General features: G+C 71.5%; 18 protein-coding genes. 5 read left to right on the forward strand and 13 right to left on the reverse strand.

The features are described from left to right. Positions 1–468: 468 nt before the first annotated feature. Positions 469–1,356, reverse strand: coding sequence for an NAD(P)H-binding protein (locus tag ACFWEP_RS15405; protein WP_387370381.1), 888 nt, complete (start codon positions 1,354–1,356; stop codon positions 469–471). After that, positions 1,353–2,258: a ScbA/BarX family gamma-butyrolactone biosynthesis protein gene (locus ACFWEP_RS15410; RefSeq protein ID WP_387370383.1), complete on the reverse strand. Its 906-nt coding sequence runs from the start codon at positions 2,256–2,258 to the stop codon at positions 1,353–1,355. Before ACFWEP_RS15410 ends, ACFWEP_RS15405 begins: the two co-directional genes overlap by 4 nt. Positions 2,259–2,551: 293 nt before the next feature. Here ACFWEP_RS15410 and ACFWEP_RS15415 point away from each other — a divergent pair, with 293 nt between their 5' ends. Together ACFWEP_RS15415 and ACFWEP_RS15420 are read left to right on the forward strand one after the other, a co-directional pair. Then, a complete protein-coding gene (locus ACFWEP_RS15415) occupies positions 2,552–3,283 on the forward strand; it encodes a ScbR family autoregulator-binding transcription factor (RefSeq protein WP_387370385.1) in 732 nt (243 codons plus the stop codon). Between the two features lie 1,110 nt (positions 3,284–4,393). Next, complete coding sequence (locus ACFWEP_RS15420) at positions 4,394–5,563, forward strand: hypothetical protein (protein ID WP_387370387.1); 1,170 nt, start codon at positions 4,394–4,396, stop codon at positions 5,561–5,563. Between the two features lie 1,036 nt (positions 5,564–6,599). Here ACFWEP_RS15420 and ACFWEP_RS15425 read toward each other — a convergent pair. Next, the gene (locus tag ACFWEP_RS15425) at positions 6,600–7,814 is read right to left on the reverse strand and encodes an MFS transporter (RefSeq protein WP_387370389.1); all 1,215 of its coding nucleotides are present in this window, start codon (positions 7,812–7,814) and stop codon (positions 6,600–6,602) included. Positions 7,815–7,879: 65 nt separating this feature from the next. Here ACFWEP_RS15425 and ACFWEP_RS15430 point away from each other — a divergent pair, with 65 nt between their 5' ends. Next, positions 7,880–8,305: a MerR family transcriptional regulator gene (locus ACFWEP_RS15430; protein WP_387370415.1), complete on the forward strand. Its 426-nt coding sequence runs from the start codon at positions 7,880–7,882 to the stop codon at positions 8,303–8,305. On the opposite strand, the gene ACFWEP_RS15435 is transcribed toward ACFWEP_RS15430, so the two are convergent. The 10 genes from ACFWEP_RS15435 to ACFWEP_RS15480 form a co-directional block, all read right to left on the reverse strand. Beyond that, positions 8,269–9,213, reverse strand: coding sequence for a fumarylacetoacetate (FAA) hydrolase (locus tag ACFWEP_RS15435; protein ID WP_387370391.1), 945 nt, complete (start codon positions 9,211–9,213; stop codon positions 8,269–8,271). The two genes, ACFWEP_RS15430 and ACFWEP_RS15435, sit on opposite strands and share 37 nt — an antisense overlap. Before the next feature lie 81 nt (positions 9,214–9,294). Continuing rightward, on the reverse strand, positions 9,295–10,596 hold the full coding sequence (locus ACFWEP_RS15440) for a pyridoxal phosphate-dependent aminotransferase (RefSeq protein WP_387370393.1): 1,302 nt from the start codon (positions 10,594–10,596) through the stop codon (positions 9,295–9,297). Positions 10,597–10,846: 250 nt separating this feature from the next. Further along, on the reverse strand, positions 10,847–12,538 hold the full coding sequence (locus ACFWEP_RS15445) for an AMP-binding protein (protein WP_387370395.1): 1,692 nt from the start codon (positions 12,536–12,538) through the stop codon (positions 10,847–10,849). Further along, positions 12,535–13,653 carry a Glu/Leu/Phe/Val dehydrogenase dimerization domain-containing protein gene (locus tag ACFWEP_RS15450; protein WP_387370397.1) on the reverse strand — a complete coding sequence of 373 codons (1,119 nt, stop codon included), beginning with the start codon at positions 13,651–13,653 and terminating at the stop codon, positions 12,535–12,537. The genes ACFWEP_RS15445 and ACFWEP_RS15450 overlap by 4 nt, the downstream gene beginning before the upstream one ends. Positions 13,654–13,708: 55 nt before the next feature. After that, positions 13,709–14,272, reverse strand: coding sequence for a type 1 glutamine amidotransferase (locus ACFWEP_RS15455; protein ID WP_387370399.1), 564 nt, complete (start codon positions 14,270–14,272; stop codon positions 13,709–13,711). A gap of 9 nt (positions 14,273–14,281) precedes the next feature. Then, the gene (locus ACFWEP_RS15460; protein WP_387370401.1) at positions 14,282–15,079 is read right to left on the reverse strand and encodes an acetylglutamate kinase; all 798 of its coding nucleotides are present in this window, start codon (positions 15,077–15,079) and stop codon (positions 14,282–14,284) included. After that, entirely contained in the window at positions 15,076–16,134 is a 1,059-nt protein-coding gene (gene argC, locus ACFWEP_RS15465) for an N-acetyl-gamma-glutamyl-phosphate reductase (RefSeq protein ID WP_387370403.1), read from the reverse strand. Before argC ends, ACFWEP_RS15460 begins: the two co-directional genes overlap by 4 nt. After that, positions 16,131–16,982, reverse strand: coding sequence for a RimK family alpha-L-glutamate ligase (locus ACFWEP_RS15470; protein ID WP_387370405.1), 852 nt, complete (start codon positions 16,980–16,982; stop codon positions 16,131–16,133). The genes argC and ACFWEP_RS15470 overlap by 4 nt, the downstream gene beginning before the upstream one ends. A 1-nt stretch (position 16,983) precedes the next feature. Then, positions 16,984–17,169, reverse strand: coding sequence for a lysine biosynthesis protein LysW (locus ACFWEP_RS15475; RefSeq protein ID WP_387370407.1), 186 nt, complete (start codon positions 17,167–17,169; stop codon positions 16,984–16,986). A gap of 78 nt (positions 17,170–17,247) precedes the next feature. Next, positions 17,248–18,402 carry an isopropylmalate synthase gene (locus ACFWEP_RS15480; protein ID WP_387370409.1) on the reverse strand — a complete coding sequence of 385 codons (1,155 nt, stop codon included), beginning with the start codon at positions 18,400–18,402 and terminating at the stop codon, positions 17,248–17,250. A 402-nt stretch (positions 18,403–18,804) separates the two neighbouring features. Here ACFWEP_RS15480 and ACFWEP_RS15485 point away from each other — a divergent pair, with 402 nt between their 5' ends. Both ACFWEP_RS15485 and ACFWEP_RS15490 read left to right on the forward strand, forming a co-directional pair. Beyond that, positions 18,805–19,989: an acyl-CoA dehydrogenase family protein gene (locus ACFWEP_RS15485; RefSeq protein ID WP_387370411.1), complete on the forward strand. Its 1,185-nt coding sequence runs from the start codon at positions 18,805–18,807 to the stop codon at positions 19,987–19,989. 21 nt (positions 19,990–20,010) lie between these two features. Continuing rightward, complete coding sequence (locus ACFWEP_RS15490; RefSeq protein WP_387370413.1) at positions 20,011–21,234, forward strand: acyl-CoA dehydrogenase family protein; 1,224 nt, start codon at positions 20,011–20,013, stop codon at positions 21,232–21,234. The last annotated feature ends 67 nt before the right edge of the window (positions 21,235–21,301 follow it).

A 21,301-nucleotide genomic window follows, 5' to 3' on the forward strand; every position in this document is an offset into this window, starting at 1 on the left:
CCCCGCCGCCCTCGCCCCCCAGTGATCACCGGTTACCCCACCACTTCCTCCGCCCCGCGCCCTCCCGCGCCGGCCCCCCCCGGCCCGCACGGGTCCGTGCCCTGCGAGGGCTTGGCCGGGGCTGAGTCCACGGCCCTGCTTCCCTTGCCCCGTGCGTGCCCGGTCCGCCCGCCCGGGGCGCCCCGGACGCGCACGGGGGAGTACCTTTCCACGCCCGCAGGGCGGAGAGCGCCGTCCCTACGATCCAGGAGCGTTGCCCGCGGGGAACGGCGGTGCGCCCTTTATGGGCAAAGGGCGCAGGAGGACGGGGACGGTGCCGCGGAGGGGCCGGGGGAGAGCACTGATATGTGCAGGGCATGACAAGCCGGGCCGGGGGGTGTTCGTGGGTCGCGTGTCCCGCCCGGGTCGCCCGGAGGAAGGGACTGCTGGCTGGCCGGCCCGCCGCGTGGTCCGGGGCGGTGCGGCGGGTCACCCGTTCGCGCGGTCCGCTTCCGCCGTGCCGTCCCGGTCGCCGCCGCTGAAGTGGTGCAGATGGTCCGATGCCCAGTCGTGGTAGGAACGCGGGCGGCGCCCCGTCAGCCGCTCCAGGTCGTCGCCGGTCCGCCGCTTGTTCCCCGCCGCCTGGAGATCCGCCCGCTGGAGCAGCGCCCCGACCACGTGAGGCGGGTGGCGCCGGGCGAGTACCCCGGCCTCCTCCTGCCTGGTCCGTTCCCGGAACTCCACCGGCAGGCACAGCAGTTCGCCCAGAATCCGGGTCTGCTGCCTGGCCGTCAGGGTCTGCGGCCCCACCAGGGTGTAGGTCTTGCCCCGGTGCTCCGGCCGGGTCAGCGCGCGCACCGCCACCGAGGCGACGTCACGCGGATCGACGGGTGTGTTCGGGGCGTCCCCGTACAGGGCGCCGACCGTCCCCCGTGCGCGGAGGCCGGCCGCCCAGGCCAGTGTGTTCGACATGAGGGCCCGGGGCCTGAGCAGCGTCCAGGCTGGCCCCGCGCCGCGTACCTCCTCCTCGATCTCCCGCTGGCGGCGGGTGAGGAGGTCGTCGGTGTCGTCGTCGACCACCGCGGCGGAGAGCTTCACCACGTGTCCGACGCCTTCGGCGGCCGCCGCCTCGAGGAAGTGCGCGTCGTGCGGGGCGGTCGGATGGTTCGTCACGAGGAACGCCGCGTGCACCCCGCGCAGCGCGCGCCTGAGGGCAGGGGGGTCCGCGTAGTCGGCCGTGACGGTCTCGGTCCGCGGGACGTCCGCGCCGATCTGGCGGGGGTCCCTGGCCATCACACGCACGGGCACCCGGTACGCGGCCAGCTCGCGGGCCACGAGCGCGCCGGTGGCGCCGGTGACGCCGGTGACGAGGATCAACGGACCGCTCCGCCTTCGGGGGCGGTCACCGAGGACCTGAAGACTTCCTCCCCTTCCTGGTGCCCGGTGACCACGACCGTGTTCCTCCGCTGTCCGGGCCGCGCCTCGATCCATATCGGCTCGCCGAACTCGGCGTAGCGGCCGAAGGAGTTGGTCGCTGCGGCGGGGTGGAACGCCGCGGGGCCCATTAAGGTGTACGCCGCCTGTCTGGCCGCCTCGATGAGCACCATCCCCGGGATGTGGTCCTTGGGGCCCTGGTACAGGGTGCTGTGCCCCGGGTCCACGCGCAGCTGCCACAGGCCGCTGCGGGAGGCGGGAGCCAGCAGCACGTCCTGGGGCCGGGTCCGTCCCACGGTGTGCGGCGGGACGCCGGCCTCCGGAGGGAGCGCCCCTGCGGCCCCCGCCCGCCCGCCGCGCAGCCTCGCGTAGATCTGCGGGCTCATGATCCTGATGCTGCTGACGCCGACGCCGGCCGTCCCGCCCTCCCTGCGGACCGTGACGCGGCTGTCCATCGACGACAGGCGCCCCGCCCGCCACGTCGTTTGGGAGAGGGACACCTCGATCTCCACCTCGCGGCTCCCCGCGGCGCGCAGGTGCGCGGGGTCGCAGGTGAAGTCCAGTGCCCACATCAGGAAGTGATGGTCCATCGGCACCCCGTAGGCGCCGTGACCGATCAGTATCGTGCTCTGCCGCATGGACTCCACCAGCAGCAGGGCGTCGTGCAGGCCGCCTGCCGGTGCGAAGAAGCCGTGGTCCTCGGGCCACCTCCCGCTCACGAGAAACCGGTTCTCCGCTCTGCGTTCCCATCCCGTGGGTACGACGTCCTGCGGTCTCGCCCGGTGGACGAGGTCCATCGCCACCCCGGGTCTCGTGCCCCCTGCCAGGGCATAGGTGTCCGACATGCTGCACTCTCCTACGTATGTGGCCGACTGCCCCACGCAGCCCGCGCCGACAAGATACGTACGCCGGAGTATGTTTTGCAATGGCCTATGGAAAGTAGCCAGCTCTCCTCCGGATCCCTCGACTCAGGTGCAGGTGGAAGCCGTTTTGTCCGGGGCTTTTCGGCCGAGTTCTCTCGTTATAGGTGCGCGCCGCCGGGCGGTGCAGGACCTCCGACGGCCTCCGGCGGCGTACCGGCTGTTAAATTCATACGGGTCAGTCTGTAAACGCATCGGCAGGACCCGCAGGGAGCACGGTGGCTAAACAGGATCGATCGGTACGTACGCGACGACGAGTGCTGGAAGCGGCGGCGGAGGTCTTCGACCGGGAGGGCTACCGGGCGACGACCGTCAACGAGATCGCCGCGGCGGCCGGCATGACGAAGGGAGCGGTGTACTTCCACTTCAGCGGGAAGGAGGAACTCGCCCAGATCATCCTCGACGAGCAGCAGCGTGGCGCCGAGGAAGCACTCCTGCCGCAGGCCGTGAAACTGCAGGAGATAGTGGACTCGGGCCTGGTGCTCGCCGAGCGGCTCTGCACGGACGGCCTCGTGCGCGCCAGCGTCCGGCTCAGCCTCGACCAGCAGGCGGGCGAACTCGACCGGAGCAGTCCCTTCCGTACTTGGACGGAGGCTAACCTTGTGATTCTTCAGGAGGCGGGGCGGCGTGGGGAGTTGCTTGCGCATATCGATCTTGTCGATACTGCTGAGCTTTTCGTTGGTGCTTTCGCGGGTCTCCAGCACATGTCGCAGGTCTTGGCGGGGTATGCGGATCTGCCGCGGCGGATCTCTGTGTTGCTGCGCAGTGTGATGCCGAGCATTGCGGTTCCTCCGGTCCTGGGCAGGCTCGACCTGTGTGCCGGTCGTGGTGCTTATCTCATTGCTGAGGCCGAGGCTCGGGCGGCCGGCGCTGCGGCGCGCGTCCCGGCCGGTGTGGCGGCGGCTGTGCCGCCTGTCGTTGTGGGGGGTCCTGTGGCTGACGGGGGGTGACGGAGCGGCGGGCTCGTGCCGCAGGGCGTTCCGGTGGCTGTCGGCCGTGTCCTGTCGGCGTACCGGGAAGAATCTTTCTCCGTCGCGTGCTGCCGGGCGCCGCGTACCGGGCGCCGCGTGCTGGACGTCGCGTGCTGGACGTTGCTTACTGGGCGCCTGTGTACCGGGCGTCGTGTAGTGGATGCCGGGCGTCGTGATGCCGGGCGCGTGGCCGGTCCGGCTGTCCGGCCCCGGCCGCGGCGCGGCCCCGGCCTTGGCCTTGGCCCCGGCCTTGGCCGTGGCCGTGTTCGGGTGGGGGCTCCGTGCCCGGCAGAGGAGCTCTGCGGGGCACGGGGCCTTCCGTCGCCCTGTTGCCGGCTCGGGGGGCTTCTATCTTTTTGGCCGGGCTGTCCGGGTGCCTGGGAGGCGCGGGGTGGGAGCGTCTTCTTCTCGTGGCGGGTGCGGGATGCCGGGTCGTCCGGGGCTGCGGGCGCGGAGGGGAGGAAGGCTGGTTCGAGCTGCTTGTTCACCCGTCGGGAGGGTTGTTCGCCGTGGTTTTGGGGATCCGGGACTGCGGGGTGTTGGGGCGTGGCCGGTGTAGGCGGCGAGGTGGCCGGGAGGGTGCTGTCGCGGACGTCGATCAGGATGCGGGTTCCGGTCCGGGGTTGATTCGCGGCACCGGTGTCGGGATCGTCGGAGGCTGAACACTGGTAATCCGCCCGTGGGAGTCAGCCCTCTGTCCCGTCTTACGTATGTCGGGGGAGAGGGTGGCTTTGACCTGCGGTGTTCCGGGTTGGTTGAGTCGTGGGTCGTCGTTTCGTCTCTGCGATCTCGGGGGGCGGCAGCACGAGCGTGGTGATGGGGGTGCAGCCGCGGCGGACGTCGGAAGCGGTTCACCGGCCCGGTCAACCGCTGCCCGGGACGCGGGCTGTGCCGGATGCGGGCCCATGGTGTGCTGTGCGGGGCGTCCGGTGCGGCTCCCCGCTCGTGGACTCAGGACGAAAGCATGTCCGTCATGACAGGTCAGCGCCGTTTTTTGTAGGACTGAACGCACAGTTCGCGAGGCTTGTCCGGTCCGTTCCCCGCTACTCGGAATCTCCTTCGTGCGTCATCCGGAGACAGGGGGGAGTGGTGACGATCGATCACGACGCGGTGCTTCGGGCCCGCGTGCTTCTGCTGGGATCCGGACGGCCGAGTCGGGCCGAACTGGTCGGCGCGTACCGGGTTCTGGCCGAGGTGAGTCCAAAGGCGTACATGCCGAAGTTGGTCGACGTCCTGCTCGCGCTGCGCCACGAGAGCCGGGATCCGAAGGTGGACCTCGCGCTCGCCGCCGAGGCTTCCCGGGCCGCTCGCAGGATAGAGGTCGGGGCGCCGAACCGGGCGGAGCGGTTGTACCGGGCCCTGGACGCCTGTCAGGCTTCCTTGTTCGCCCTCGGGCACAGGGCGGAAGGACGCGCGATCTGTGAGGAGCTGGCCGGGGCCGGCCGAAGCGAGCCCCTGGCGGGCGTTCTGGCCGAGGAGGGGTACTTCAGGGAGGCCGCGGAGCTCGACGAAGAGGCAGCCCGGAACGGAATCCTGGAGCACTCCTTCTGGAGCATGGTCCGGTGGGCGGCGAACCTGGAGGGTGCCGGGCTGCACGACGCCGCATCAGCCGTCTTCCGCGAGCTCCTCGAGGAGACCCGGCGCAAGGCGGCCGAACAGCGCACCGCTCTGGCGGTACTCACCTGGGAGTTGGTTCACTTCTCCCGGATGCGGGAGGCCGTCGGGGATGAGGCGAGTGCTGCGGCCGCCCGGCGAGAGGCCCTGAGTGTCCTGGAGGAGCTCGCGGCCACGGGCGAGCCGGAGGACTGGAGTTGCGTCCTCGGGTGGTGGAGGACGCTCTTCGTCCTGTCGGGGCGGGCAGCCGAGCCCGCCGCGAGCCCCGAGTCCCCGATGCCGCCGTTCGGCACGGAGCTCCGATGCTCGCGCGACGTGCGGGACGGTTTTCCCGGCATGCTGCCGGGCCTCGAAGCGGAGGCGGCGAGGGTGCGTGGGGGCGGTTGGCTGTTCGGGGTGGTCGAGGTCCAACGCGGGGTCGGCATCCGTGCGGCCGTCCGCGTAGGCGACCGCCCCTACCTGTTCAAGGGCCGGTTCATGGCGTACTTCGGTGAGGGTGTGACGCTCGCCCGCCGCCTGCCCGGCTATCACGCACGTCTTGCCCGTGTCCTCACCGACCGGTCGGTGTTCCTTGTTGCGGCAGGATCTTTCGAATCCGCGTATGGCGATTTCGCCGAGGCGGTCGCTCTTCTCCGTGATCGCTGATCGTGTCGTCTGGTTGCCGTGTCGCCTGGGCGCGAGGACGTGGTCCAGGCCGTCAGGGTGCCACCGGTACCGGGCCCCGGACTACGGAAGGCAGCGGTCCCAGCTCTGTTGAGGGTTGGGACCGCTGCCTGGTCTGTGATTCTGTGTGACCCGAGAGGGCTGGGGCGTTTGCCCGGTTGCCCTGAGAGGGCTTGGGTGTTTGCGTGGTTGCCCCGGGGTGATGGAGGCTGTTCCGTTTTGTGTGAGGTGGGAGGCTTGCTGAGATTTGGCAGGCCTCGAGGCGGGATTTGCTGAGGTGGGCAGTTCCGGTCGGCTGCGTCGTCTGAGGGGTCGGATCGCTGGTCTGCCTTTACTGGCGGCGTCACCCGGGACCAGGCCCGGATCCACCGAGATGCGGTGAGGCGAGGGCAACGTCACGTGAGACGGGACAGGTGCAGGTCGGCGGCGCGCTGCGGAGTCGGCTGGTGCACTGCTGAGGGGCTCGGCCGTTCTGGTCCGGAGTGAGGGGTTCGGCTCCTCTGGTCCGGAGTGAGGGGTTCGGCTGTTCTGGTCCGGCTTGTTCTGGTTGATGGGCTGTGAGGCTTGTGCCGGGTTTCCTGGCGGGGTGCGCGGTATCAGCCGCGGCTTGTTCTGGTTGATGGGCTGTGAGGCTTGTGCCGGGTTTGCTGGCGGGGTGGGCGGTATCAGCCGGGGCTTGTTCTGGTTGATGGGTTGTGAGGCTTGTGCCGGGTTTCCTGGCGGGGTGGGCGGTATCAGCCGCGGCGTCGTTTCCTGGTGGGTGCGCGGTATCAGCCGCGGCCTGGTCCGGGCGATGGGCTGTGAGGCTCGTCCCGCGTTTGCTGGCGGGGTGCGTGGTATCGGGCGCGGTGTCTGGCTGTGTTGTCGGTGTGTTCGTATACGTCCTGTATGCGAACACTTCTCCGTTTCGTGGCGGGGTGTGTGCGTTGCCGCGCACCGGTCCGTCACGAGGGGGCGGGCCGGCTCTCAGGGTGTCTCGGTCATGTCCGGTCTCAGGGTGTCTCGGTCGTGTCCGGTCTCAGGGGGTCTCGGTCATGTCCGGTCGTTTCGCGGGGAACGCGTGTTTGCGGGCCAGGACCACGACGGTCAGTACGGGTGCCATGAGTGCCAGGACGCTCCAGGCGAAGGAGTCGGGGCCGATGCCGCCGAGGAGGATGCCGCCCACGGCTCCGCCGCCGGCCATGAAGGAGTTCCACGTGGTGACCAGCAGGGCCTGCCCCCGGTCGCCTCCCGCGTCGGTGACGGCGGTCTGGAGGAGGGTCGTGACACCGCCCCAGCCCAGACCCCAGAGCACCATCGCGCCGTAGACCACGACGATGTTGCCGGCGAGCAGGGCCAGGAGGATTGCGGCGGTCAGGAACAGGGCGCTGCTGATGATCGTGAGCTGGCGCAGCCTGCGGTCGACCAGGGCGCCGGTGATCAGGATGCTCACCACGGAAGCGATACCGAAGACGAGCAAGACCACGTCACGGGAGTCGCCCATGCCGTTCTCGTCGAGGAAGGTGGCGATGTACGTGTACAGGATGTTGTGGGCGAGTACGTAGGCCGCGACGACGAACAGGACCGCCGTGACGCCGGGGAGTGCCAGCGCTTTCAGGATCGGTTCGCGGGCTTCGGGCCGCTTGCCGGGGGCGTCGGGGACCGAGGCGAGGATCCATGCCAGCAGGGACACGGAGACCAGGGTCACCAGGCCGAAGGTCATGCGCCAGCCGAACAGGCCGCCGAGGAAGGTGCCCAGGGGGATGCCGAGGGACAGGGCGAGCGGCACGCCGGCCATGGTGATGGCGATGGCCCGGCCCTGCAGGTGGGGCGGGGCCAGCCGCCGCGCGTAGCCGACGAGTTCGGCCCAGACGGCTGCCGCGGCGACGCCCGCGATCAGGCGGAACGCCATCGTCAGGGGGTAGCTGGACGACAGGGCCGTGACCGTGTTGGCGACGGCGAAGGCCGTGACCGCCAGGAGCAGCAGCTTCTTGCGGGCCCAGGCTGCCGTGGTGACGGACAGCGGGATGGCCGAGAGGCCGGTGGCGATCGCGTAGATCGTGAGGGACTGGCCCATCGCGGACTCGCTGACCGAGAGGTCCCGGGCCATCTCGGGGAGCACCCCGGCGGGTAGGGCCTCCGTCAGGATCCCCATGAAGGCCGCCGTGGACAGGGCCAGGAGCGGGGACATGGGGAGCTTGCGGGTCTCTGCGGGCAGGGACGTGTCGGGGAGCTCTGTTTGAGAAGCTGACATGACTGTATCCTCAAACCTTCACACTGGTGTGAATGTCAAGTGGACGGGGAACGGGGTGGATCCAGATGCGGATCGGTGAGCTCTCGGAGCGCACGGGAACGCCGCGCCGAATGCTGCGGTACTACGAGGAGCAGGGGCTGCTGGTGCCCGGGCGGGCGTCGAACGGGTATCGGGACTACGTCGAGGGGTGCGTGAACCGGGTCCTGCAGATCAGGGGCCTGCTCGAATCCGGGCTGCCCACGCGGGTCATCAAGCAGGTCCTCCCCTGTATCGACGACCCCGCGGCCATCCACGTCTTCGGCGCCACGGCCGAGACGATCGCCACCCTGGAGCGTGAACGCGACAGCATGGCGCACCGCATCCGGTGCCTGCTCCGCAGCCACGAGGCCATCGTCGGCTATCTGGAGGCGGTGCGCCGGGACCAGCAGCCCTCCGCCGCAGTGCCGGCGCACCGCTACGGGAGGGCGGATGCGGTGACCGAGGCGGCCTGAGGGCCGTAACGGACGGCCTGGGGGGACTGGGGGCCGAAGCGGACGACGTTGGGCAGCGAGACCCCGTGGCTGGTGACGTCGATGACCATGCGGTCGCCGTCCTCGATCCGGAAGCCGTCGTGGTAGGTGGCCTTGTCCGCTCCCAGGAACAGGTAGTTGACCAGGCCCGGACGGCGGAGCGCCGGGTAGGAGAACAGGTGGTCCGCCATGTCCCCGAACCGCTGGAAGATGGAATCGGCGCCGCAGGAGAACCCGCCTTCCCATGCCTGGGCCCCGTCGCGCTCGATGACGACCCGGCCGGTCACCGTCTGCGGAGGGGCCTCCAGGAAGAGCCAGGGGGCGATGGAGGTCTCGCACAGCTTGGCGTAGGGGGTCCACGCCCACGGCTTCTCCAGGTGGAGCCCGATGTCGTTGAGGTCGTTGCCGAAGGTGTAGCCCGCGTAGTGCGGGGTCCCCTCGTCGTCGTTGACGTAGACCAGCACGACTTCCGGTTCCTCCAGCAGCCAGATGGGATCGGCCGGGGTGACGAGGGGCTCGTCCGGCATGCGCAGCCAGGACCCGAAGCCCTTGATGTAGTAGTTCGGCGCGGCGAACGGCTCGTCGGGTTCCGGGGCGCGGTCGAACTTGGAGCGGTGGGTCCCCATGAAGCCGTTGATCAGTGAGTTGTTCGTCGAGGTGGGCAACAGGGGCGGCAGGAAACGGAGTCCGGGGTCGCCCACGGCGACCGGCAGGCTCTCCCCGCCGGCCCGGAGGGCCTTTGCGAGGTCCGCCGGGCCGGACCCGGCGACGAGGGCGTCTCGCAACTGCCCCTCCCGCACCGCGTACAGCTCGTGGACCGCGCCGTCCGCGGGCGTGCCCAGCCCCGCGTACCGCCGGCCTTTGTACTCGCACTCGAAGATGACGGACATGGCTGTCGCTGACCTCCAGAGGTCGTTCGGATCCGGCGTCCGTGCCGGACCGTGTCGAAGGGAACGCGCCGGGCGGCGTGTTCAGTGGGGGAGGGCGGCCGCGTCCGGTACGGGGCGGCCGGTGAGATCGCCGAGGACTTCGGCGATGCGGTCGAGGCAGGCGCTGACCCACGGCAGGCGCAACGGGTCCGCGGCGGTCAGCGCGATGTCGCGTTCGGCGTCGCTCTCGCCGTACAGCCGGCCGGTGGCGGCCCGGATCCGCAGCGGGCGCTCCGCTTCGCCGAAGGCCGTGGCGGGCAGCACCCCCACCCCGTACCGGTGCGAGAGGAGCTGGGCCAGTTCTCCGCTGCCCCGCACGCCGTGTACGCGCGTCAGACGCTGCCGCAGGGGTTCGAAGTCGGGGTAGAGGTAGCAGGTGGCCCGCGCCGGCGGCAGGTCCGCGCCGGCGGCGGTGAACTGCCGGGCCACCGCGCGGACGACCACTTCGTGCAGCCGCAGGCTCGCGGCGACGCGGGCGACGACCTCGGGCGGTTCCTCGAAGGCGTAGGCCGCGGCCGTCTGTACCGGGGCCGCGGTGCTCGACCAGATCTGGCTGGCCACGCCGGCGAGCCTCGCGTGCAGCGTGTGCCCGAGGCCGCTGTCGGGCAGGCGGGCGACGCCCGTCCGCCACCCGCCCAGGGCCAGGTTCTTGGTGAGCCCGGTGGTGACCACCGTCCTCTCGGGTGCGAAGACCGCCGGGGAGACGGCCCGGTCGGCGGGGTCGAAGACCAGGTCGCAGTAGATCTCGTCGGAGACGACGACCAGGTCCAGCTCCCGGGCGGCCTCGGCCAGCCGGCGCACGGTGGCCGCCGGGGCGATGGTGCCGCTCGGGTTGTCGGGCAGGGTGACCACCACGCACCGCGGGTCCCGGCCCGCGGCCCGCGCCCGCGTCACGGCCCGGACCAGCGCGTCGGGATCGGGCACCCCGCCCTCACCGGGGCGGACGGCCACCGGCAGGGCACGCCCCCCGGCCAGCGCGGCCTGTGCCCCGTAACTCACCCAGCTCGGCACCGGCACCACCACGTCGCCGCCGGCCGCGAGCATCAGGGCGAAGAGCAGCGGCTTGCTCCCCGGACCGCAGACCACCAGGCCGGGGTCGGTCGGCAGGCCGCGGCGGCCCCAGTACCCGGCCGCCGCGGCCCGCAACGCCCGGTCCCCGGTCACCGGACCGTAGGCGTTGCGGCCTGCTGCCGCGGCGAGCCGCTCCGCCAGGACCGGCAGGACCGGCAGGCCGATCTCACCGCCGGCCAGGGACAGCACCCGCTCCCCGGCCGCCCGGCGGCGCGTCAGCTCCTCGTCGGCGGCGAGGGTGGCCGACATGGCCACCGGCGCGCGATCAGACATGCTCTCTCCTCCGGGTGCGGTGGGGGACTGCGGTCGGCCTGCCGTGCGGTGCCGGCCGGGTGGGGTCCGGTCTGCCGTGCGGTGCCGGCCGGGTGGGGTGGGGTACTGCGGTCCGGCCGGCCGTGCGGTGCCGGCCGGGTGGGGTGGGGTACTGCGGTCCGGTCGGTCTGCCGTGCGGTGCCGGCCGGCTGTGGTCCGGTCTGCCGTGCGGTGCCGGCCGGGTGCGGTGGGGGACTGCGGTCCGGCCGGCCTACCGTGCGGTGCCGGCCGGGACCGGCTCACTGCCGGCGTACCGCTCCCGCAGTTCGATCTTCCGGACCTTCCCGGTGAGCGTCTTGGGCAGGGCCGCGAGCACCTCCAGCCGGTCAGGGAGGAACCGCTCCTCCTGCCCGGCGTCCGCCAGATGGGCACGGACCTCCTCCAGGGAGGGCGCATCGCCGCCCCGCGGCACGACCACCGCCAGGATCAGGTCGTCCAGCCGGCCGGCGGGGCCGACCACGGCCGCCTCGGTCACCTTGGGGTGCCGGGCGATGATGGCCTCGAGTTCGGCCATCGGGACGACGATGCCGTCCCGCAGGATGGCGTCCTTCGCCCGGCCCAGCAGCCGGATCCCGCCGCGCCCGTCCTCACGGGCCACGTCACCGGTGTCGAACCAGCCCTCCGTGTTCAGCTCGGCGCCGAACGCGTCGGCCCGCTTGTAGTAGCCCAGCGCCCGGGACGCGCCGCGCACCCGCAGACGGCCCACCGGGGCACGCTTGCTCGGATCGTGGCAGGCGTCGATCCGGATCTCCATGGAATCGATCGGACGCCCGTGGCTGTGCGCCGCCCAGTCCTGGTTGTAGTCCAGCCGGGTGATGGTCACCGGGCCGAACTCCGACATCCCCCAGACCGAGTAGGTCTGGGCGCCGAAGGTCTGCCGCAATTCGTCCACCAGCTGCTGGAGGACGGGCGCGGCACCGGTGACGACGTGCCGCAGCGACGACACGTCCCGCGGGTCGGAGCGCTGGGACTCGGCGACCGCGGTGAGGGTGGGCGGCGGCCCGTACAGCAGCGTCGCCCCGTACCGCTCGATCAGGTCGGGCAGAAGGCTGTTGTCCGCAAGGTCCTGGAAGACGACGGTGCCGCCCAGCATGACCCCGGCGAGGATGCCCTGGCCGAAGCCCGAGTAGTGGATCAGGGGCGTGGTCAGCGCCGCGACGAGGTCGTCGCGCAGCAGGAAGGTGTCCACGTAGCCGCGCACCGCCGAGTGGATGGTGTTCTGGCTGTGCAGCACCCCCTTGGAGTCGCCCGTGGTGCCCGAGGTGAACAGCACGACGAACGGATCGTCGGGGGTCAGTTCACGGCCGGCCAGCTCCCGCGCACGCACCCGCTCCCAGGGCTCGGCGACGAAGTGGTCGTAAAAGTCCACGGCCTGCTCGGGGGCGTGCCCCCCGACCACCACGACGTGTTCGAGGGCCAGTTCGCCCTTCAGCGCGATGAGCGTCTTCGCGAGGGGGTAGCCCTCCCACTCCTCGACCGTGACACACACCTTCGCCCCGGTCAGCGAGAGGCGGTGGCGCAGGTCGTTCTCCCGGCAGACCGGCGCGATGGGGCAGATGACCGCTCCCACCCGCATGCAGGCGAACATCAACGGCACGATCTCCCACCGGTTGGGCAGCTGGACCGCGACGAAGTCACCCCGCTCCACACCGAGTTCGACCAGCGCACCCGCGAAGCGCTCCGTCAGCCGGGCAAGCTCGGAGTAGTCGAGGGTGTCGGTGCGCGCCTCATGCAGCCGCCGGCCGGCGACGGCCAGCTTGTGCGGCCGCTCCCGCGCCTGGCGGCGCAGGTCGTCGAGGAACGTCTCGTCGCGCCACCACCCGCGTCTGCGGTACTCCGCGGCGTTCTCCTCGGACGTCGCGACGGCCGGACCGGGGTACGGGGCCCCGTGCTCCCCGCTCACCGCCGTTCCGCCCGTCGGGCCGCGAGCAGCTCCGGGAGCGGGTCGCCCGCCCGGCCCGCCGCGATCTCCAGCAGGTCCATGGTGTTCTGCCGCACCCGGTCGCCGACCCAGTCGAAGACCCACGCCTTGCGCGCGCCGGCCTCGAGGCCGAAGGGGACGACCCGGGTGACGGCCAGCGCCGCGGAGGCCGCCCCGCCGATGTTGGCGATGACGCCGGGGACCAGGGTGACCCCGGCGCCGGCGGCCTTCTCCTTCGCGGCGCCGTTCGACGCGAGGTTCGCGCCCTCGACGACCACGCCGGCACGGAGCCGGTGGGCGTTCTCCGCGGTGAGCGCGTGCTTCTGGGCGGCGAGGACCAGGAGATCGGCGTCGACGTCGAGCCAGGCGTCCGCCCCCTCGGACAGGGTGACGCCCTGCGGCAGGCCGGAGCGCTCGATGTGCCCGAACGTGTCCGTCGCGGCGACCAGGGCGGCCACCGGGAGGCGGTCCGCACTGATGGTCCCCTGCACGTCGGCGACGCCCACGACGATGTGCCCGCGCGCTTCCAGGAACCGGGCGACGGCCCGGCCCACCGCGCCGAACCCCTGGATCACCACACGCGCCGGACCCTGGTGGCCGCGCGCCTCCAGAGCGGTGACCGCGGCCACCCCGACACCGTGCCCGGTGGCGTCGATCAACGGCTCGTAGTAGGTCCGCCAGTCGATGGGCATGTCGGGCGCGCCCAGCCGGAAACGCGGGTCGTAGCCGGCCTCGGCGAAGAAGACGGCCCGGTCGGCGGGGGTGACCCCCATGTCGATGCCGAGGTGGATGCCGCCGTGCAGCAGCGGCTTGACGGTGCGGCCGAAGGTCCGGAACGTCTCCTCGCGGTCGGTGCCGCCGGCCACGATGCCGGCCTTGGCGCCACCGATGCGCAGACCCGCCAGAGTGAACTTGTCGGTCATGTCACGGGCCAGCCCGGCCACCTCCTCCTCGCTCACCCCGGCGGTCATCCGGGTCCCGCCCATCGCGAGACCGTCGACCAGCGAGTCGACGACGACCCACCCCCTGAGACTGCCGCCACTGCCGTGCAGACGGGTGACGAACGCGGGGGCCTGCGGTTCTTCCAGAGCATTCATGGATACGTCCTTGTGGTGTGTGGGACGGTGAGAAAACCGGACGCGCACGGGGCGCTCACCGGTAGAGCCGGGCGAAGCCACGCATGATCTCCAGCCCGTCCGGCCGGAACTCCAGATGCGCCTGGGAGCCGAGGATCCGGCCGTCCTCGGAGCGCAGGAACTCCACCGGGGCGAGTTCGGAGCGCCCGATGGAGCGGAAGCCCGGCGGCGCCTCCCGCAGATACAGGGTGTGGCGGTGGAAGACCGTCACCGTGGGCTTGACGAAGGAGAAGAGCGGCTCCTCCCCGTCGACCCGCGCCTCGTAGCCCCCGACCCGCTGCGGGCCCTCGACGAGGCTCCCGCCGGCCGCGACGGCCAGGATCTGCATGCCTCCGCAGATCCCGAGGACCGGGACCCCGCTGTTCATGACCAGATCGATCAAAGGCCTGTAGTAGTCGCTGTCGTAAGCCCGCACCTTGGTGCCGCTCAGCGCGATCGCCTGGTACCGGCCGCCGAGACGGGCGGGCACGGAGGCCGCGTCCACGGTCTCCGTGTCCGAGCCCAGATCCTCGAAGCGCTTGCGCAGCTGCTTCAGCGACAGAGTTCCGTTGTTGACCACGAGTACTCGGGATTTCGTCACGGGGATCCTCTAGTTTCGCGTGATGACGGTGCCGGTGCGCGCCGCCAGGAGGTCCGAGAGGGGCGCGCTGCCGATCACGACCCGCTGCGCCCCCCGCTCCAGCGCCTCCTCCGCGGCCCGGAGCTTCTTGCGCATGCCGCCCGTGGCGCCCCTGTCCCGGAACGCGGCCGCGGCCGCGGCGGTGATCCGGTGCACCGGCCGGTCGTCGATCAGCAGGTGCGTGACGTCGGTGACCAGGACGAGATCGGCCGCGCCGATCGCCCCGGCCACCGCAGCGGCGGCCCGGTCGGCGTCGGTGTTGACCTCCTGGCCGGCCGCGTTCCGTGCCAGCGGGGTGATGAGGCAGGCATGACCGGGCACCAGGTTCTTCAAGTGCGCCGGGTCCACCCCGGTGATCGGCCCGACGAGGTTGTCGAGCTCGACCAGCCGCTTCTCCCGCCACCACCAGCGCTCACCCTCCCCGGCGCTCACCAGGCCGTCGCTGCCCACGAACCGCTCCGCCGTGATCCCGCGGCGCTCCAGCCGTCCGAAGACGTCCTCGGCGAGCTGCGCGCTGACGGTCCTGATGTCCGCGATGACCTCCGGCGTGGTCCACCGGCTCTGGTTGCCGTACCGGTCGCGAAGAACCGCCGACGGCTCCGAGTAGCGCGGGTGAAGCCTCTTGAGGGGCTTGGACCACCCGTGCACCAGGACCAGCGGGCGTCGCCCGGCATGCCGGGCGAGATCGTCCCACCACGTGCCGTCCAGGTCCTCCAGGCAGCTCCCGCCGAGCTTGACCACGACGGGCGACACCGTGTCCGCGCTCATGCCGGCATCAGGGGCTGCATCGTCAGCCCCGTCCTCTCGGCCAGCCCGTACCGCAGGTTGAGCGCCTGCACCGCCTGGCCCGCCGCACCCTTGACCAGGTTGTCCAGCGCCGCCAGGACGACGATGCGGCCACCGTCCGGGTCGTGCAGGACGGTCACGTCGCAGTAGTTGGACCCCAGCGCCGCCTGGGGGTCGGGCATGGGGATCAGCGTCTCGTCGTTGCGGCGCACCCGGACGAAGGAACGGCCCCGGTAGAACCGGGCGTACGCCCGCTGCAGCTCCCGCAGGTCCACCTCGTCGTCGGTGAACACGTAGCAGCTCACCAGCAGCCCCCGCACGTGGGAGACGCCGTAGGCCGACATGCTCAGCGAGTCGACCCCGCCCGGCCCGTGCCGGCCGAGGAACTCGGCGACCTCGGCGGCGTGACGATGACCGGTCGGGGCGTACGGAGCGATGGCACCGTTGCGCAGGGGATGCAGGTCCGCGGTCCGCAGCTGCAACCCCCCGCCGCTGGAACCGCTCTTCCCGTCCACGACGACGGTCTTCAGACGCAGACCCAGCCCGAGGGTGAGGGGCGCCAGCCCGAGCGTGATGGCCGTCGCGTAGCAACCGGGTACGGAGATCAGCGCAGCGCCCTCGAGCGCGTCGCCCACGAGCTCCGGCACGCCGTACACGAAGCGCGCGGCCAGTTCCTCGGAGCGTTCGGCCTTCGGGTACCAGCGCGCGTGCAGATCCTTGCCGCTGATGCGGAAGGCACCGCTGAGGTCGATCACGCACGCCACCCGATCGGCGAGCTCCGCGGCGAGCCGCGCGGACACCGGGGCGGGCGTGGCGAGGAACACCACGTCGCACCGTTCGGCCACCCGGTCCGCGTCCACCGGCTCCACGACGAGGCCGAGGCCGAGACGGAGCCCGGGATGGAGCTCCGCCGGGCGCCGGCCCGCGCTGGAACTCCCGCCCAGGAAAGTCAGTTCGAGATCGGGATGCTGGGTCACCAGCCGGAGGAGTTCGCCTCCGGCCAGCCCCGAGGCACCGACGATTCCCACACGTATCATCCCAGTGCCTCCCGCAGGTATCCGAGCACGGCCGACGAGATGTCCGTGCTCGTCGTGGACGCCACGCCCCGCCATGCGGGGGCGTGGTTGACCTCGTTGACGACGGGGCCCGCCGCGGTCCTGAAAAGGTCCACCCCGTAGATGCCGGCGCCCAGACGGTCCACGACACCGTCGACGCTCTTGCGGACCTCCGGGTCGTCGGACAGGGACCGGCTCCGGTTGCCCAGCGCCGCGTTGCTGCGCCAGTCGGCGCCCGCACTCTCGAACTCGGCGGCCGCCACGATCTCCCGGCCGACGACCAGGCAGCGGATCGACCCGCCCCCCAGGTACGGCTCGACCAGGCAGGCCTGCTCGAAGGCGTGTCCGAGGTCCTCGACGTAGTCGTACACGGAGTGCGCGAGGTCGGTGTCGCGCACCAGGGTGACGCGCTTGCCCATCCCCCCGTACACGGGTTTGAGCACCACGGGCGTGCCCAGTTCCGCCAGCGCCCGCTCGAAGTCCTTGCGGGACAGGGCGAGACGGAAGTCGGGGACGGGTATCTTGGCCGCGCGCAGCACGGCCCGCAGCACGAGCTTGTTCTCGCAGGCGTGGATGGAGGCGGCCGAGTTGAGGACCCTGAGCCCGTTCGCCTCGGCCAGAGTGGCGATCAGCCCGCCGCGGGTGTAACTGCGACTGCGGATCAGGAGCGCGTCGTACCCCTCCAGCGAGGACACGGCGTGCGCCGCGCCCAGGCAGAGGGACTCGTCATTGACCCAGTCGATCCGCAGATCGCACTCGGGGGCCGCCTCGATCAGCCGGCGTTCCTCCCAGCCGATCCGGTCCGCGACGACAGCGATACGGCCGGCCATCTCACTGGCCCCAGTCGCGGAGCTTGACCTCCACCATCTGCAGGGTCAGGACGCCGTCCTCGATGTCCTCGACCCGCAGGGTCAGCATGCACTCGGGGCACGACAGCGTCTCACCCTGCACGAGCGGCGGAACGGTCAGGTCGGTCTCGCACTCGGGGCAGACACCGGTCAGGGTTGCGGTGCTCATGGACGACTCCGGTTTCGAAGAGGGAGCGGAAAACGAAAAAAAGGGGGGCCGGGGCCCGCAGGCCCGCGGGAAGGGGCGTCAGACGCAGGCCTGGAAGTCGACGGCTGCCTTGCGGACCGCGTCCCGGTCCAGCAACGGGCCGCCGGCACCCGCCTGGCGCTCGCTCAGCCAGGCGGTGAAGGCATCCACGTCGGTCCCCCCGCCGGCCCCTTCGAGCGCCCACGCGACCAGCGCCGTCGTCAGCCGGGTACGGACCCGCAGCTCCCGCCGGTTGCCGACGAGTTCCGCGGGCAACGTCTCGTACGCCTCGGGAAAGCTGAGCTGGCCGGGCAGTTCGTACGCGAACGCGTGCGGGGCGGTCGGGCCCGACTGGAAGGCATCGCCCAGACCCGCGCCCTTCAGCGCCAGACGCGAGAGCTCCGTCAGGTGCGTCAGATCGAAGCGGGTGTCACCGTGCATCACCCGCAAAGAGGTGAGGAGCTCGGCCAGCGGGGCGTTGCCGCCGCGCTCGCCGATCCCGCCGACGGTCGCCGAGACCCACTGGGCACCGGCCCGGACGGCGGCGAGGGAGTTGGCCACCGCCATACCCAGCATGTTGTGCGAGTGGATCTCGATCTCGGAGCCGTCGATGGCCGTCAGGTCACCGATCACCGACTGCATCCGCCAGGGCGACAGACAGGCGACCGTCTCCGCCAGCCGGAACCGGTCGGCGCCGGCCTCGAACCCCGAAGTCACGTACGGGACGAGCCGCTCCTTGGGGGTGCGGGCACCGTCCTCGCCGCTGAAGGTCACGTGGAAGCCGCGCTCCTTGGCCTGAAGGATCGCCGAACGGGCCAGCGCCTGGAGGAACTTCAGGCTCGGAGAGTCCAGCTTCAACTGCGCGTGCTGCTCGGAGGTGGGGATGGAGTACATGATGTGGCGCACCCCGAGCCGCTCCGCCTCGTCCAGAGCCCGGGCGACCTGCCGCCGGTCCCGCACGACGACGAGCGTCATGCTGCGCTCCGGACCGACGGCCTCATGGGTGGCGAGGACGAGATCGGCGTCCTTGGATTCCGGGCCGGACACCATGCCCACCTCGACCAGCTCGACACCGGTCCTCACCAGCCGCTCCGCGATGGCCGCGGCGTCCTTGGGCCCGAATTCGACCCCCGCCATGTGCGCTGAGTCCCGTAGGGTCGCGTCGGATATGCGGGGAAGCCCCGGCAGGCTTTCCTCTCCGGTATCGAAAGGCATGGCATTCCTTTCCCTCGACGTTTCCGAATTCATTTCCCGACCGGCTCCGCACTGATCCGGGAACGGGGATCCGCGAAATTCCCGGCATGCCCTTCGGAGCAACGGGGTCGGCGGAGTACTGGCTCATATCCTGCTCGCACATGCGGCGACAGGCAACGACCTGAATGTCAAAACGATGTCAGGGACCGTCATGCCGCGTCACACCCGCTGACGTAGGACAATCCTCGACCGCATTATGAAAAGACACCCACCACCCCAAGGGGACTCCTCGCTAGAGTGTGCGAAGCGAATGCACCCGACATGTTGTTCCCGCTCATTCTCGGCGGCACGACGACGGACGAGGAAACAAGAACTCGTGAAAGTCCGGACCGCGCCGCCGAGCGACGAACAGGGGAAGATCCGATGGCGCTCCTGCACTCCCCGGCCGGCCCCCGCACCGACGACGGCACAGCCGGGACCTCACTGCTCGACGAGAGCCGCGAACTCGCCGGCCGCCTCGCGTGGCCGACCACGGCAGCCCGCGACGACGAACGCCGGTGGGACGCGGACCTCTTCACCCGCCTCGCCGACACCCGGCACGGCGGCGGCCTCGCGGGACCCCTGGTCCCGCAAGCCCTGGGCGGCCGCGGACTGTCCGCCGCCGACACCTGCGAACTACTCGAAGGCCTCGCCGAAGGCTCCCGGGACCCCGGACTCGCCCTCGCCGTCACCGCCCACGCAGTCCTGGTGACCGTGCCGCTGCGCGCCTTCGGCACCCCGCGGCAACGCGAGCGGTACCTGCCCCGGATGGCCTCGGGAGAGTGGTTCGGCGCACTCTCCCTCCACCAGACGCAAGGCGCCTCGACAGCCCCGGCCGTCACCGCACGCCGCAACCCGTCCGCCCACGACGGCTGGATCCTCACCGGCGAACTGGACCTCGTCGCGGGCGCACCCCAGGCCCACCACTTCCTCGTCATCGCCGCCCACGAGGACGGCGGCAGGACCGCGTACGTCGTGGACCGCACGACACCGGGACTCCTGCTCCACGACGACGCCCCCGCGGCCATGCGCACCTGCCCCTGGGGCCGGCTGGTCCTGGACGACTGCCCCGTCCCCGGCGACGCCGTCCTGGGCACCCCCGGCGAGGCGTCCGCCGAAGCGGAACCCCTGCTGGCGGCCCTCGACTGGGTCTTCTCCAGCGCCCCATGGCTCGGCGTCATGCGCGCCCTGGCGCGAGACGCCATCGCAGCATCCCGCGACCGGGCCCTCTTCGGCCGCCCCCTGGCCCACTCCCAGAGCACGCGGTTCGCACTGGCCGACCTGGCCACACACAGCGAACTGGCCGAAGGACTGCTCCGCCGTACCGCCGCCCTGTTCGACGCCGGTGGCCGGCCCACCCTCCCCCAGGCCGCAGCTGCACGCCTCTTCGTCGCGTCCTGCGCCCGCGCGGTCACCGACGCCGCCGCCCGCCTCACCGGCCCGCTCACCCCCACCGGCGACCACCTGGCCGAACGCGCCTTCCGCGACGCCCTGTTCTTCTCGCAGACAGGTGGCGGGCCCGCGGTACTCCACCCCGTCATCGCCGCCCACCTGCTCGGAATCGGCTAGGAAAAAGGAGTCGTCACCGCGATGAACACCGCACGCAACCCCTACCGCACCGCACTGAGCTTCCCCGGCGTCACCGCCCGCGCCCCGCAGACCGACGCCACGGGGCACATACCCCACGAGAACTGGAAAGAGATCGTCGACAGCGGATACCTGCGCCTCTTCCACCCACCGGAGCACGGCGGGACCGGCGCCGGCGCAGCCGCCCAGATCGACGCCATGGAGGCACTCGCCCGCGCCTGCTCCGGCACCTACTGGTCGGCGACCGTCTCCGCGCTGCTCTGCGGCAAACTCATCTCCACCTACGGCAACCTCCACCACCACGAAAAGCTGCTCCGGTCCCTGCTGTCGGGCGAGAAGACGGCCTGCTTCGCCATCGTGGAGCCGACCGCGGGCAGCGACGCCGGCACGTACCGCACCACCGTCCACCCCGACGGGGCGTCCCCGGGCGGCTTCGTCATCCGGGGGGAGAAGTCCCGCATCACCAACGCGCCCACCGCCGACGTGGCCGTGGCACTGGCCCGCAGGCACAGGCAGAGCGGCGACACCGGCCCGGAGTGGTGCCTGGCCTTCGTCGATCTGCACCAGCCGGGCGTCCACCGCTACGAGACGGCGCACATGGGACTGCGGGGCATGCCCTGGGGCGGCCTCGTCCTGTCCGACGTGCCCGTCGCCCCCCAGGACGTCGTACCCGTCCCCTTCGGCGAACTCGCCGAAGGGATGACCTGGGGATGGCTCCTCGTGTCCGTCGCCGCCCTCGCCACCGCGGAGTCCGCCCTGTCCGCCTCGGTCCGTCACGCCCACGAACGGGTCTCGTTCGGCCGCCCCCTGGCACACATGGAGGGCGTGCAGGCCCAACTGGCCGAGTCCCGCGCACAGATCGACGCCGGCTGGACACTCGCCCGCCGCGCCGCCGCCGAACGCGTGGCAGGCAGGTCCGCCCGCCAACTGATCGGCATGCTGAAGGCCTACTCCACGGAGATGGCCGTCCAGGTGGCCGGACGCGCGGTGCAGATCCACGGGGCCTTCGGAGTGACCCCCGGCCACGAGGTCGAACGCCACTACCGGGACGCGCAGATGAACGTGATCGGCGCCTTCGCCTCCAACCGCCTGCGGGAACAGATCACCGAAGGGCTGGGCCTGGGACCCGCGGTCCACGACGCCTTCGACTGGCTGACCCCGGCCGGCCTGAGACAGCAACCCGCCGGACTCGACGGCTTCCACCGGCCACTGGCGGCGACCGCCTGACAGCGGCCCTGCGAAGCCGTGAGCGCACGCCGGTGCGCACCGGCCGCGGGGCGTCCCGGGTCCGGTC

This window comes from Streptomyces sp. NPDC060198 (assembly GCF_042728415.1).
GTDB lineage: Bacteria > Actinomycetota > Actinomycetes > Streptomycetales > Streptomycetaceae > Streptomyces.